The sequence below is a fragment of the Rubripirellula obstinata genome (assembly GCF_001642955.1).
Lineage (GTDB): Bacteria > Planctomycetota > Planctomycetia > Pirellulales > Pirellulaceae > Rubripirellula > Rubripirellula obstinata.
On the sequence record NZ_LWSK01000035.1, the window covers coordinates 1 to 14,254 of the forward strand.

Below are 14,254 nucleotides of genomic sequence, written 5' to 3' on the forward strand. Positions count from 1 at the left end.
AGCAAATTGGGCAAGCTGCACCATGGCAGGCAACACAAACTGGAACGCTGGGAAACATTGAGGCAACGGGACAATTGCCTGATCGCCAGTATGTAGGCCGTAGCGAGCCATAGCGAGTTACGGCAATTTGCCCACCGCCGTAACTCGCTATGGCTCGCTACGGCCTACTTTCTACTTTCAAGGGTTGCTACAAGTTGACAACGACAAATTTTCATCAGCCCAGTCTAAACCTGTGGCGTTGGGCGGACGAATCCTATGACCGCGTCGATGAGGACGACCGCTAACTGCGTTAGCACGAAGAACGCAAACCACCACATGACGCCGGAGGTGAATCCGTAGCTATGCAGACCGATGCCAAGCGCGTTGGTGCCAAACCAGCTCCATGCCGTGACGATATTGCCACCAATCGCAAGCATTGCGAAGCCGCGGCCTTTGATCATGCCATCCCAACGTGCATGCAACATCAGTGCGTTCCAAATCACAATCAGCAGTGCTCCGTTTTCCTTCGGATCCCAGCCCCAAAAACGGCCCCAACTGTCGTCAGCCCACAAACCGCCCAAAACGGTTCCGATGAAACTGAATAGGATCCCGAAACAAGCTGCGCCGTAGCAACAACGGTAAATGTCTCGCAAGAACTTGTCGTCCTTGCCAATCCACGACGCCAACAGATAACCGACGCCGAAGGAACCTGCCACCAAGGTTGCCACGTATCCGAGCGTGACGGTGATCACGTGCGTTGCCAACCAAAACTGGGTGTCCAAGACCGCTTGCAACACGGGCATCGTATCGCCCTTGTTCAAGCCGTAAGCAACCAACAATGACATCACGCCCGTCGCAGCCGACAAGACATTACCGACGCCGTATTTAAAGATCCGCTCGACCACCAATCCACCAAGCACCATCGCCCAACCGATAAACACGGCGGACGAGTAAAGGTTAATGACCGGCGCGCGACCGGTGATGGTGATCCGACAGATGATCGCGATGGTGTGAATGACGATCGCCAGTGCCAGCGTTCCCCAAACGACTTGACGCAGTCGCGGTAATTCAAAGAAGAAGTAAACCAGTCCCAGCACCAATGCGGCCAAGTACAGGAACATCGAAACGCCCGTCGGCCAATTCGATTGCATCCAACGTTCCAGCGAGACAATCGACGGTTCGTAACCCGCGATTGTGCGACTGGCCAAATCGGCCAAGTGTTCATCGACGGCTTTGTTAAACTCCGCTGGTTCGTCGTCACCGTACGCCTTGATCATATTGCTGAATGACTGCACGCCCGTGGGACTCTTTGCGGCGGCAGCGGTTTCAGGCGAAGACACAAGTTCGCTGTAGAAGTTAAAGAACGCCGGTGCAAATGCAGCCCATTTCGGATCGCCAACCGACACTTCGGCTTGTTTTTCCGTCGGCGCGACAATCGAGGGTGAATCCCGACTGCTGACCGATTCCATTCGTCGCTGGAGTTCGCGAATCATGATCGTTTGGCGATCACGCTCGGTCGCCTCTGGACGAAACTTCTGCAATTCCTCCATCGTGATTTCAGAAGGCACAGGCAGTTGGAACGCATCCGAGGCCATCAAGAATTGCTGAACCCGCTGATTGAGTTCGACCACCTTCTTTTCCTTGAACGATAAATCAGCCGCGTCTTTTTCTCGAGCACGTTTTAGGATCACCTGCAAACGCGAGATGTTGTCAAAAATTTCCGTCAGCGTGTACAGCTTGCTCTCGCGTCGATCCAGGTTCAATTCACTACGAACCTCTTCGGCATCGATGCGGAACATCGGCAGCGAACGCAATTCGGGTTGATCGGTTGCGACTTCCATCAACCATTGCATCGCTGACAGTTTTCGCTCGGAAGTCGAACGCGACTTGATGCCTAGCGGCGCTTCGGCAAGCGGAATCGATTCCTTGTTGCTCATGGCTTTGACAGTCGCCCGTGCGTAAGCATCCAGCGGCATCACGCGTCCACCATACTGGGTCGGAATTTTACCGGCGGTATAGAAATCGAACTTGGATGCGCGTTGATCGGGCTGCATTGAATTTTGCACCGCGGACCATGGCACCAGCATGATCGATGCCAGCACGGCGAACGCCGACACCGATGCAACCACCGGCCATTTTCGTGGCGGAGTGATACCAAATTCGGCGAGGTCGGATCGTTGTTTGCGAGTTTCCCGTTCGCGGCGGCGAACGAAACGGGTTAGCGTCCCCAAGAAGTGGACCAGCATGCCTAACCCGGTGATGCTGCAGGCAACGTAGGGAATCAACCAGCCCGAGTTTTGCACGACCTGAATGCCGGTCAATTCCTGGCCGGTCGGCAACTGCGTGTAATTGGATTGATAAAACGTTTCACCACGGTAACGCAGCGGATTGTTCATCCAAACACGTTCCTTGAAATCGTCGCCATCTTCCTTGTGAACAATGCGAATGACCGAGTGGTAATCGCGTGGCGTTTCGGTGCCGCTGTAATTGACCCGTTCGACATCTTGGAGCTGAACCCAATACGGTTTGACCTGGCGATGAAATCTCAGGCCCATTTCGTAGGTTTGGTCACCGACGACGACATCGTCCAACACATCCTTGCTTTTCCCATCGGGTGCCAGGACTTCGCGTTCGGAAATCCAATGACTGACCAAGTGCTTGCCCAGTGAATCACCAGTTTCCTTGTCCAAAATTTCAACATAGGCCGACGCCACATCGGTCCCCATGTCGGCACCACCCGACTTTGGCTTTGGAATCGCCATCACTTGAAGCCCAACGCCGGTGTCGGCGATGTTTTTGGACGTCACGTCAACCAAGGCACTGTTGGGAAAGTAATCCAACACGCGAACATCCACCGGCAATGATGGATCGGTGATGACATTGTCGGACGGCTTGGATCGATTGGGATACTCGTTGCTGACGTCTTGGTTGGCGGCAGCCATTCGACTTGCCGGCAATGCAATCACTTTCCGCTCGTTGTTTTCAATTTGACTGAATGCCAATTCAGTTTCGGAAGTGTTGATCAGTTGGTTGGTGGATTGACCTTCGATCAGGGATAGACGTTGTTCGGTTTGTCGGTCGCCAAAAAAGAATTGCCCGAACATCAGCAATCCGACACCAATGTGCAGCAACACATTGCCGCCTTGCTTATCAAACACCAGCATGCAACCGACCATCAGCACCACGCCCGCGCCGAGTCCCTTTGCCAGTTGCCACACAATCCGCAAACCGGGATCACCGATCCGAAAACCGCTCAACATGGCGTACACGACAAACGCGACCAGACCAATTGCTGCGATAAACGCGGTGCGGCGAAGTGTAGGCTGACTGATTCGCGTTCCCGCGTAGGCCACGCCCGCTCCCATCACCGCGACGCCAGCCAAAGTCAGTCCCCAAAGCGCCGAGTATCCGATGCCGGGTTCTCCTTGCAATCCGTCGGTGCTGTTGCCCCACGAAACGATTACGCCCGCGGTTAACATTCCGAACGCGATGAACGCCAACCCAGTGATCAGCTTTGCACCGGAGGAATGAATTTTAAACCGCGTTGTCTTGGCAGCGATTAGGTTGATCATCAGCAACATGCCGATCAGCGCGCCACCTGGGAACGGAAGCACCAGGCCGATGGGTTTGCTGTGCGGGAAGAACGACTGCGGAAAAAAGTCGTCGATGTGCAACGGTGCAATCCACGAAAGGAAGTACCGCTCTTTGACATCCAGCATGTTCATCTCGTCTTGCGCCAGCGTGCCCACCAGCACAATGACAAGCGACAGAGCAAACAGAACAACGGTCGCCTTGAGTGATCCGAGCACTTGCAGGACCGTCCACGCATCGATGTTGGATTTATCGATGTTGGATCGATTGGCGACTCGAGTTGTTTCGAATTCGGAAGCAGCAGTTGCCATCTTAGAAATCGTTTAGGTGGGAGTGGTGTTGTGGTAGGCCGTATGGAATGGAGCGAACTACGGCCTACATTTTAAGCTTGATTGACTTCAAAAACTCATCAATCTTTTGGGTCTGTTCATTCAAAGTTTCTTTCGGACCTGTCATCTTGATGAACAGACTCATGCCGCCGTCCATCGGCACGATGGTGGCGTCGATGGCGGTCCCGTCGTCTTCGCCGTTGCCACTTAGAATGAACCGTTTTCCGTCACGTCCATCAACATTGACGTCCAATGCCGCTTCCATCGCAGCATCGACGACTTCCTCGGGTGCGACACTGCCGAGTGCCTGGCCCAACCATCGTGCGACGTTGCCGCGCAAGTCGCCACCGGCCGGGATCACGGTGATCTCGGCCAAGCGGTCATCGGGGCCAACGTTGAACGCCGCCATACGCATGCTGTTCATCCGACCATCTCGCCAACCTTCGGGGCGATCAAATTTCAAACGTGGGTCTGGCTCCATCGGTGGAATGTCATCGGCATCGCCAGCGGCGACCGAACCAATCGGCGGTGGCATAGGCGGCAACGCCGATGGAGAAGCAGGAGCGGAGGGAGCCGGTGTGGTTTGATTTGGTGTGGTTCGATTTGGCGTGGTTCGATTCGGAGGTGACGGGAAGCCTGACATTGATCCGCCCATCATCGATCCGCCGGCGGGCGAACCGTCGCCCACGATGTCCACCCAGACTGCTTTGTCATCCACGGCGGCAACGTCGATCGGTTCGCCATCGGCCCATTTATCATCGCTGTTATCCAGCCCAAGTTGACCGCGCCAACGATTGACATTCATCGCCACCATGGAATCCCAATCAGGTTGGCGACCAAGTTTGGATACGCTGATGTCGAGCTGCTTTTCAGGCGTATCGACATTGATCGACGCAAAACGGAACTGCGTCTGTTTGCCACCCTTGCGCCAACCCTCGGGCAATTCGTCTAGCTTGGGTTCATCACCCTCAAAAGAAACCTGTTCAACAAATTGTCGCAGGTCGTCACGTACCAATTCGACCGCGGATTCGGGACCGGTCACCTTGAAGAACCAAACCTGATCCGTCAGCGGAACCATTGCCGCCAGCATCCGAGATTTCTCGGACTTAAATTCGTCCGGTTCTTCCAACGGAATCGTGTAAGTCACGACCGGGCGAGTTTCCTCGCAGCCCGTTGTCAGCAAAACGAAGGTACAACCTGCAAACCAAACGGCACAGGCATAGAAAGAGGTGGAATTTAGTCGTGAGATAGTTTTCGCCATGCCGTTAGTCTAACGCCATGACGCAACCTCTCGTACCCAGTATCTCAAGTGCCGAGGGCTAAATCGATTACTCGATTAGGCCGATCAGGGTATCGGTCAACGTACTAACGGGTGCTGAAACTTCGTTGTAAGTCCACATATTGCGAACCAAATCGGTCATCAGCATTCCGCACAGTCCCATCATCAACAGAATGGACATCAGTGCGACACATTGAAGCATGCTGAAAGGAACCTCGTAGGCCGCCGTCGCGCTGGCACCCATCGGTTGGACTTCGGAATCGTCCAGAGCGATCGCTTCGCCGTCGTCGTCACCAAACCCATCATCGCCGGCGGGTGCATCGTCAAAACCACCGTCAGCAAACCCGGCCGAGTCGCCGAAAACGTCTCCGCCCATCGGATCGGCTTCGGCAACCGCAGCGTCATCAAAGACGACCGCTTCGCCGATTGCTTCGCCTGAATCTTCAATCTCGATGACTTGCGAACCGCTATCGATGTCGGCATCCAACCCGACACCCGAGGGTGAAAGCTGAAACTCTTCGTCCGCTTCAAAATCCGCCAACGACTCTCCGCTGATTCCACTTCCGCTGCCGCTGCCACTGCCACTTCCGATTCCACTGCCGTCGGCAAGTTCGGCTCCGAGGTCCAGTGCGGAAATACTGCTGCCCGCAAGATCCAGGGGTTCGCTTTCCAGCGACAAACCGCTGTCCGACGGACTCATCAAATTAATGCCACTGTCGCCAGCAACCGAAATGTCGCTGCCCGCGCTGCTGATCACCAAGTCGTCGTCGTCATCGGCGATCACCAAGTCATCATCGTCGGCAAGTGCGTCATCAATGCCGGAAAGATCCGAACCACCAATCAGGTCGGCTCCCATGCTGCTGCCCAGACCCGATCCACTGGCGATGCCCGAGGACACTAGCAGGTCTTCGCTATCGCCCGAAATCAAACCGCTGCCACCTTGTTCGGCGCTCAGCAAGTCAAGTTCACTCAGCACGTCCGCACCGCGTGAATCGCCGCCAAGCAATGAGTCGGTTCCTGCTGGTTCGTCGTCAAGTTCCTTCATCAGTTCCAGACTGCTCGCACCGGCGGCAGGTTCTTCGCTAACTCCGCCACCCAAAACGTCTGCTTCGCTATCGGGTCCGAAATCGAGCGAGTTGTCGATGCTATCGTCTTCGGCGGCTTCGTCCTCGCCAGCCAAAACGTCAGGATGCGATTCGGCGATCTCTTTCAATTCTGCATCCGTCACTGGACCAGTGCTGCCCGCGTTGGGTTCAATCGCCAGATCAATCTGCGCCGAATCATGCGTGATCGCGGGATCTTTCAAATTCAATTCAGCCGAATCGAGTTCGACCAATTCGTGATTCTCGATCAGGTCGCTTGCGCTGTCGGCCAACAAATCCATGTCGCTGGCAACGATCGCAACGTCGCTGCCTTCGCCGTCAGCGGTGACCAGGTTGACATCGCTGCCGCCCGAACCGGTCGAAAGTTTTTCGCTGCCAATGCCAATGCCCAGATCACTGTCATTGCCGCTGCCGCTGCCGTCGCCTACATCCGAACCTTCATCGCCACCGATAATGCTGCTGCCGAGCGACAGTTCGGAATCATCGCTGACCAAGAACCCGCTACCGCCGCCGACCAGGTCGGCAAGGTCGTCCTGCAAACGTTCGATTTCGTTTTCAGGGAACTTCCAGCTCGCGCCGTCGCGGAAACCACGGACTTGCCCCTGGCTGCGCAGTTCCACCAACTTTTCAGTCGGGATTCCAAGTTGTTTGGCAGCGTCTTCGAGTGACAGATATTCAGCCATGCGTCTTACGGCTCCGCAGATGGTCAGATGAGTGTGGGTGTAGTTCTAGTTGTAATTCTTGCAGCGTCGTTCTTGTAACGCCCTATTTTTGGCGCTCTTTTTTTAGCTTCCGTTTTTAGCTTCCGTGCAAGCCTACGTCACCCATTGATCACCGGCGGTGTCGGTGCCAATTATCGACCATCAATTTGTCGACGACTCAGCTACCGACGATTCGATTATCGACGATCCATACGACGAATTTCGTCGGGCAGCGGAGCGGTGGCGTTAAGTTGCAGCGTGAAATCGGCATCAATCGGTCGGCTGCTGGCCAGACGGATTTTTCCCGATCTATCGATATGATACACGGCCATCCACGATTTGCTGGTGTTTACGAGCGTTATTCTCTGACTTCCCGCACCGTCAGAATGGGAAAATCCGATGATGTCGCCCGCAGCGCCCACATTCGGAGCTGAAACCCCGCTCGCGGGTGGATTCAGATTTGCAGCTTGCGCCGTTTGATCGACTTGTCCGGCCCAGGCGGGCAACCCGGCAAGATTTGGGTCGCTCGAGGGCTCAAAACCTTGGTTCTGCGCAGGATTTTGATAATCAGGGTTTTGTCCAACGCCGACCACCTGAATGCTGGCAATCCCCAGAATCCCAAGCAAAACGAGCGGTGATGTCTGAAAACGCTTCATGGCGAACTTCCTTGATCGGGGCAACTTCCAGGGGCGAATCGCAATCTAAACCCTGGCTGACCCACGCAACAAGGCGAACCTTGCGGATTAGGTAAAGACGAGCGGTCGAAACGGTCGAAACGATGAAGGTATGCCTCCGCTCTTTTGAGCAAACGACCTCCCAAAGCCCTCTCCAGCAAAGCGTGTTTCGATGGCCCAACCATCTAAAACTCAGTCATTTAAAACTCAGTCGTCAAAGACCCAGTCGTCAAAGACTCAGTCGTCGGCGAATTCTCCCGAGACCGCCAGCATCGCCCACTATCAAATGGGCAGTCCGCTGACCGCGGTTTCCATCAGCGTCGCATCCGCAGTCGTATTCTACGGCCTGGTGATGATTCTGACGGCGTCCGAAATGACCTCGTTCGTGGGCGATCCACTTCGGCGATACTTCCTGGGCCACCCGATCGCGATCGCCGCAACCATTCTGTTCTGGTTTGCAATTGGTTCGCTGGCCGCAAAACAGTTCGCAGTATCAGCCCAAAACAATCTGCTTGCTCGAATTTTCGACCAGCATCTTTCGCCCGGCGGCAGCGGCAGCGATTCGTCGTCCGGCCCAGCCGACCAATGGCTGGCCAGCAACGATGCCGGTCATGTTGCCAAGGGCTGGCTGCGCAGTCTTGCATCGCTGCAGCAATCAACCCGCGACAGCGTCCTGGTTCGCCGCTTGGAAGAAATTCTGATGCGGCAATCACGGCGAGGATCATCGAAACAGTTGCCCGATGACTTGCGAGAAGTCGCCGCCCGCGATGGCGATGCCGCTCATGATTCGCTTGGCATGGTGCGGATCATTGTCTGGGCGATTCCGATGTTGGGTTTCCTGGGAACCGTTATCGGGATCACGCAAACCTTGGGCGGACTCGATTTTACCAACGGTTCAGCCGCAGTGGATAATCTAAAAAGCGGTCTGTACGTCGCGTTCGATACCACCGCCGTCGGATTGGTTCTGTCCGTTGTCGCAATCTTCTTACAATTCCCAGTCGAACGTAGCGAACAACGACTGCTCGCCGACATCGACCAACGCGTCGGCTCGCTCGTCTCGTCGAATCTGCCAAGCGATGAAGCATCGGACAATCAAACCGTCTTGATCGCGGACCTGTGCCGCGGCGTCCAAGCAGCCGTCGCGGAATCGCTGAACAATCAAGCCAAACTATGGCGAGACACCATCGACACCGCGCAAGGCCAATGGCAATCGGTCCACGATGACAACAACAACAAAATGGTCGATGCGTTCAAACTAAGTTTGGTCCCGGCACTGATTCAACACACCGAAACGTTGACCAAGTCCCAAGACCGATTCGAGTCGATGGGTAACATCGAAGAACGGCTCAGCGATAACTTGCAAGCGCTTCGCGAAACCAGCGAATCGATTCAGCAAGGTCTGCAAAGTAAAGAAACGACACGGAAAGAGACCGACGAAACGATGGCCGACGCCGTCCGTACGCTTGCTCGTGCAGTCGATATTTTGTCGACCCACATGAGCCAAAACCAACGGACTGGCAATACTGGTTACAACAATGCTGATCACGGTAACCGTCAACTAGGACGTGCAGCATGAGTGGTGGTCGCCGATCCAAGCTATCACCTTCGCTGTTCCCGTTTCTTGCCGTACTGATTTGTACGTTGGGAACGTTGATCTTGCTGCTTGCGCTCGTTGCAGAAAAAGCAACCGATGCCGCGGCGGTTGCGTCGGCGTCGGAAGCTGAAATCGAAACGGCCGACGCTGCAAGTTTAGGCCCTGCACGCCCAGGCTTAGCCGCCACAGCGGTTTCGTCCATGATCGAAGAGGAAGAATTCCTGGTCGCTCAATTGGTTTCAGTACGCCAAGCCCAAACCGACGACATCGAACAGCGCCGCGACAAACTGGCTCATGTCGAAGAGCACACGCGTCGGCTGACGGATGAACTCAAACGACTCAGCGATGAAGTTGATCGAGCGACACAACAGCAAAGTGCTGACAGCGAAATCACCGACGAGCAACTGGCGATTTTGAAACAAGAAATCGAAATCGAAGAACGCGAAATCGAGGAGAAACTTGCTGAATCAGGCACGCGAAAACCGCGAGTCATCATTGTGCCCCACAAAGGCCCCAACGGTACCGACCGACGACCGGTGTATCTGGAATGCACCGAAGACGCACTGGTGATTTGGCCCGAGGAAGTCCGAATCTCAATCGATCAACTGCAACAATCCGACGCCGGTGCCAATCCAGTCGAATCGGCTCTGCGAGTGATCCGAAACCATGCCATGACGCAGTACGGTGATTCGGTACCGCCCTACCCTTTGCTGATTGTCCGCCCCGACGGAATTCTGACCTACGCATCGGCACGCGGCGCGATGAAGGATTACGACGATCAATTTGGATACGAACTGGTTCCAACCGACATCGAATTGGCGACCTCAAAACCCGACACCAACTTAAAGCGAAAGATCGATCGCGCGATCACTGAAGCGATCGCCAACCAAACCCGTTTAGAACTAATCGCCCAGCGAAACAATATCTCATCGGGTCGTCGGTTGCCGGTCTTATCGGCCGCGGCTCTCGATCGCCAAGGCCGATCCAGCGGCTACCGATCACTCGGCCGCAACGAACAAAACCTGTACACCGAACAAGCCAACGATGCCCGCAGTATCGCTCGTTCGTATGCAGATGACCGAGCCGATTCTCGCAGCAAATCACCCAGCGTGACCTACGGGAATTCCAACAACTACGGCCAGCAATCGGCGCAGGTGAACGCCAACACCAATCCCGGCGGCATCGATCCGGCGATGGATCAAAAGTGGTCCGAGGATATGCGGCAAGCTGCCGGTGAATTGAGTGGACGTTCGCTTGATGGAAGCGGCGCGTTTGACGAAAACGGCAACCCACGTTCGCTGATGGATTCCTACCTTCAAGGCGCTGGCCAACAAAGCGGTTCCGAAGGCAAGCCTTCTGATTTCAACAGTGAATTTGCCGGCGCCGACGGCAACACCGATCAAGTCGAACAGCCCAACGGTCTGTCCGGTGCCGGCGGCGAAATGAACGAAGGAAAGAAGCCGAACCAGAATCCGTACGAAGCGTCGGGTGGCTCCGCGGGCGCGGGCCAACCGCAAAGCGGATCATGCCAAGGCGATTCGGCCCAGCGACCAAACTCGCAAGACCAACAAGCCGATGCCAGCGACGCGCAAGATCCGCCACCGGAAAACTCCTACAGCCAAACTGCCACCGAAGATCTTGCCAAACCGGGCAGCCCCGGATGGGCACTGCCACGCGAAGTGGCACGATCGCACGGCAATGAAATCCTGCGAACGATCCGAGTGGAATCTCGCAGCGACCGTTTTGTGTTGTTGCCGGGTGACCGCAGATCGTCACCGGAAATGTTTGGCGTCTTTGACCGCAACGCACGACGAGCAAGTTTGGAACTGGCGACCGCGATTCGTGATCGAGTCGATCATTGGGGTGCGGCGTTGCCGGGCGGACGATGGCAGCCAGTGCTTGAGGTCGATGTCAAACCAGGGGGCGAAGTTCGTTTCCAACAACTGCAAATGATTCTGCAAGACAGCGGCGTCAATGTGGTTCCAAAGAAGAGGTTGCCTAAGAACTAATCATGGCCAATCTAAAACGAAAACGTTCCACGATCGAACTCGGTCACGATGCCTTTCTGGATATCGTCGCCAACTTGGTGGGCATCCTGATCATCCTGGTCGTCGTCCTGGGAGCCCAGTCGACCGAAGTCATTCAGCGGGCCATCCATGAACCAGACGACGCGGCGATTGCGACGCCCGAGGGTGGTTTTGCAACCGAAGAGCAATTGCAAAAACTTGCCGGAAGTTCGATGCGTGCAGCCGCCGCTCGGGCTGATTCGGATCGCCTGGAAGCCTTGGTCAAACAGTATGACCGCGAACTAGCTGCTCGCGAAAAACAACGCGCGATGCTGATGGATTTGCTGACCGAAGCCCAAGCGGCCTGGCAAGCCAACCAGGACAAAATGGATCAACAAGCGTTGGCCCGCGCGAAACGGCAAACCGAGTTTGATGTCGCCCGTCAAAAACTGGAACAACTGCAAGGCACGCGAGACCAAATCGACAACCAGCCCGAAAACGTGGTCGCATTGGATCACCTGCCCACACCGATGGCCAAGACCGTCTTTGGAAAAGAAGTCCATCTACGATTGAAAGACAATCATGTATCCGTGGTTCCAATCGACGGACTGGTCAAAGAGATGGAACGCGATCTACAGCGTGCCTTGTCTGGTTCGCGGCAAGGACGATCCGATGGCGCGGTCGGTCCCGTCCGCGGCTACGTCGCTCGTTACGTGATGGACAAGAGCCAAGGCGTGGTTGCACGCGGCGGCAAGGCACAAATGGCAACTCGGGTGCAAGTCGTCGGTATGAAGCTGGAACCGATGAGTGAACCTCACGGACAGCCACTTTCGCGAACCCTAACCGGTTCCAGCGAGCTGGATGTTGAACTCGCTGGTCACAATCCATCAACGACAACGATCACAGTCTGGGTCTACCCGGATAGCTTCGCAGCTTTTAGAAGCCTCAAAGAACGCCTCTACGCCAAAGGCTTCGCCACCGCCGCAAGACCGCTGCCCAAAGGCGAAAAGATCGGCCTCAGCAGCCAAGGCAGCCGATCGAATGCGCAGTAGGACGGGGTGCACCGGTGGGCTGATGAAAATGCTGTGAGTGATGTTATTCGCGAACCAGTCGAACGTTGCAAATTGCAAAATGAACATTGCAAATTGAAAATTCTTGGGAAGCGGTATTTGCTGGTCAATTTACATTTTTCAGTGTTCATTTTGCAATTTGCAATCAACACCGAGGCCGGTCAGCCACACCCTGGGCCGCTAAATCTTTGGTATTGACATAGTATTTTGCAATTAAGAATTTGTTCCGCTTTCAGTCCAATGCGGCCATTCGAATCGTAGGAGGCAACTCGATCGATTTCCGTTGCGGGCTTGTCCCGGCGGAATCACAACTGGCGGCTACCAATGCTCCGTTTCAACGCCAGTTCCAATCTTCTTCAGCCACGATCTCCGCTGCGGGCTTGCCCCGGCGGGATCAACGAATTTCGCTCGATCGCGCTCTTGATCGTGATGGGGGTAGCCAAGTCGTTGGCTCCGCCGGGACAAGCCCGCAACGGAGGCCTACGTGAGAGTACCCTTTCGAATAGTATCTGCGGTTAGGTAGCTTCCAGTTGCCGCTCCGTCCGGGGCAAGCCCGGCGGAAGCACTCAACGTCGCGGTGAGAATGAAACCTGCGCAAACGAGAACTGATGCAATCCCAAAGATTTAGCGGTCCAGCCCACTCCCTATGCCTTGTCACTCGTCTTCTCGGTCTGATCTCGTGCCCAGGCCGCTGCACCGATTGCTCCGGCGTCGTCGCCCAACTTGGCTGCGACGACATCGAAGCGATCTTTGTAAACGCTCATCACGTTTTGCTTGGCGACTTTCTTGACGGTACCGATGAACAAGTCTTCCATCGCCTCGACCATTCCGCCGCCCAAAACAATTTTGTCGGGTGCCAAAATGTGAACGATGTTAGCGACCGCAATGCCGATGGTCTCGGCCGCCTCTTCAACCAGACGCTTGACGACCTTGTCGCCGTTCTTGATCGAATCGGCGAGTGCTCCGCTGCGAATTTCAGCGATGTCGGTACCAGTCTTCTCGTACAGGTAAGGAGCTTCACCGCGCTGGGCGGCCTTGGCTGCTTCGGCCGCGATCGTCAAACGACTGGCATCAGATTCGACGGTCCCTGCGAAAGCCGAACCACCGCCTCGGCTGCTGCTAATTCGCGTGTGTCCAATTTCCATGCAGCTAATCCCCGCCCCCTGCAAAACCTTGCCCTCATAAACACATCCACCGCCAACGCCAGTGCCTGGGAAAATCCCAACAACACAGCGAGCCTTCTTGGCCGCGCCAAATTGGTACTCGCCATACACCCCGGCATCGACATCATTCATCACGACCACCGGGCAATCGAATTCTTTTTTCAGATGGCTGCTGACTTTGACGTTGTCCCAACCCAAATTGGGAGTCATCAAGACCTCACCCTTTTCCAAATCGATTGGCCCAGGACATCCAATTCCGATCCCAGCGATGTCCTTCACCGATAACTTGGATTCATCCAACAAGCGAGAGATGGTAGAAGCGATCCGCTGGATACCACTTTCGCTGCCTTCACTGCCTTTGGTTTTCCGACGCCGACGGCCGACTTCTTTCCAGTCCTCGTCATAGGCAATCGCCAGCATCTTCGTGCCACCAAGATCAAAACCAATCCAAACTTTCTTGTCAGCGTCAGTGGAGTCGTTGGCGGCCATGAAAAATCTCGAGAGATAAGAAGGTGCAATTGAGAAGTCGGGAAATCAGAATCAAAGCGAACGGAGGATTCAACCCGACATGCCTGCACGGGTGCAATCCATTCCCCCACCCCGAGAGGTCGTGCAATTTTAACCTCCCCCGCGCAGCGGGCGGAGGTCGGACGTTTCAGCGGCCGGGAGGGGGCAGCGTTGCTCGTAAACCCTCTCCCTCGCTTAGGCTCGACCTCTCCCAAAGGGAGAAGTGCGTCGCAATCACTGTGTTTTTCGGGCTCCAAA

Annotated in this window: 8 protein-coding genes; 3 read left to right on the forward strand and 5 right to left on the reverse strand. The window is 55.3% G+C overall.

Going from position 1 to position 14,254, the window contains the following annotated elements:
- Positions 1-224 precede the first annotated feature (224 nt).
- The 4 genes from RC85_RS10855 to RC85_RS28455 all read right to left on the reverse strand — a co-directional run bounded on the left by RC85_RS10855 (position 225) and on the right by RC85_RS28455 (position 7,638).
- Entirely contained in the window at positions 225-3,881 is a 3,657-nt protein-coding gene (locus RC85_RS10855; RefSeq protein WP_068262347.1) for a cytochrome c biogenesis protein, read from the reverse strand.
- A gap of 64 nt (positions 3,882-3,945) precedes the next feature.
- The gene (locus RC85_RS10860) at positions 3,946-5,160 is read right to left on the reverse strand and encodes a hypothetical protein (protein ID WP_068262350.1); all 1,215 of its coding nucleotides are present in this window, start codon (positions 5,158-5,160) and stop codon (positions 3,946-3,948) included.
- Between the two features lie 67 nt (positions 5,161-5,227).
- Positions 5,228-6,964: a helix-turn-helix domain-containing protein gene (locus RC85_RS10865; protein ID WP_068262352.1), complete on the reverse strand. Its 1,737-nt coding sequence runs from the start codon at positions 6,962-6,964 to the stop codon at positions 5,228-5,230.
- A gap of 215 nt (positions 6,965-7,179) precedes the next feature.
- A complete protein-coding gene (locus RC85_RS28455) occupies positions 7,180-7,638 on the reverse strand; it encodes a hypothetical protein (RefSeq protein WP_068262355.1) in 459 nt (152 codons plus the stop codon).
- Between the two features lie 190 nt (positions 7,639-7,828).
- Here RC85_RS28455 and RC85_RS10875 point away from each other — a divergent pair, with 190 nt between their 5' ends.
- From RC85_RS10875 to RC85_RS10885, 3 genes are read left to right on the forward strand one after another with little or no spacing between them, the layout of a single operon-like run.
- Entirely contained in the window at positions 7,829-9,232 is a 1,404-nt protein-coding gene (locus tag RC85_RS10875) for a MotA/TolQ/ExbB proton channel family protein (RefSeq protein ID WP_068262357.1), read from the forward strand.
- Entirely contained in the window at positions 9,229-11,259 is a 2,031-nt protein-coding gene (locus RC85_RS10880) for a hypothetical protein (RefSeq protein ID WP_068262359.1), read from the forward strand. Before RC85_RS10875 ends, RC85_RS10880 begins: the two co-directional genes overlap by 4 nt.
- Positions 11,260-11,261: 2 nt before the next feature.
- Positions 11,262-12,308 carry a hypothetical protein gene (locus RC85_RS10885; RefSeq protein WP_068262361.1) on the forward strand — a complete coding sequence of 349 codons (1,047 nt, stop codon included), beginning with the start codon at positions 11,262-11,264 and terminating at the stop codon, positions 12,306-12,308.
- A gap of 662 nt (positions 12,309-12,970) precedes the next feature.
- On the opposite strand, the gene RC85_RS10895 is transcribed toward RC85_RS10885, so the two are convergent.
- A complete protein-coding gene (locus RC85_RS10895; protein WP_068262364.1) occupies positions 12,971-13,978 on the reverse strand; it encodes an ROK family protein in 1,008 nt (335 codons plus the stop codon).
- Positions 13,979-14,254: the final 276 nt, after the last annotated feature.

What these genes read in the sequence shown, in the direction of transcription:
- RC85_RS10855 (WP_068262347.1), bottom strand. Translation starts at nt 3,881, where the DNA reads ATGGCAACTGCTGCTTCCGAATTCGAAACAACTCGAGTCGCCAATCGA.
- RC85_RS10880 (WP_068262359.1), top strand. Translation starts at nt 9,229, where the DNA reads ATGAGTGGTGGTCGCCGATCCAAGCTATCACCTTCGCTGTTCCCGTTT.
- RC85_RS10895 (WP_068262364.1), bottom strand. Translation starts at nt 13,978, where the DNA reads ATGGCCGCCAACGACTCCACTGACGCTGACAAGAAAGTTTGGATTGGT.
- RC85_RS10885 (WP_068262361.1), top strand. Translation starts at nt 11,262, where the DNA reads ATGGCCAATCTAAAACGAAAACGTTCCACGATCGAACTCGGTCACGAT.
- RC85_RS10865 (WP_068262352.1), bottom strand. Translation starts at nt 6,964, where the DNA reads ATGGCTGAATATCTGTCACTCGAAGACGCTGCCAAACAACTTGGAATC.
- RC85_RS10875 (WP_068262357.1), top strand. Translation starts at nt 7,829, where the DNA reads ATGGCCCAACCATCTAAAACTCAGTCATTTAAAACTCAGTCGTCAAAG.
- RC85_RS10860 (WP_068262350.1), bottom strand. Translation starts at nt 5,160, where the DNA reads ATGGCGAAAACTATCTCACGACTAAATTCCACCTCTTTCTATGCCTGT.
- RC85_RS28455 (WP_068262355.1), bottom strand. Translation starts at nt 7,638, where the DNA reads ATGAAGCGTTTTCAGACATCACCGCTCGTTTTGCTTGGGATTCTGGGG.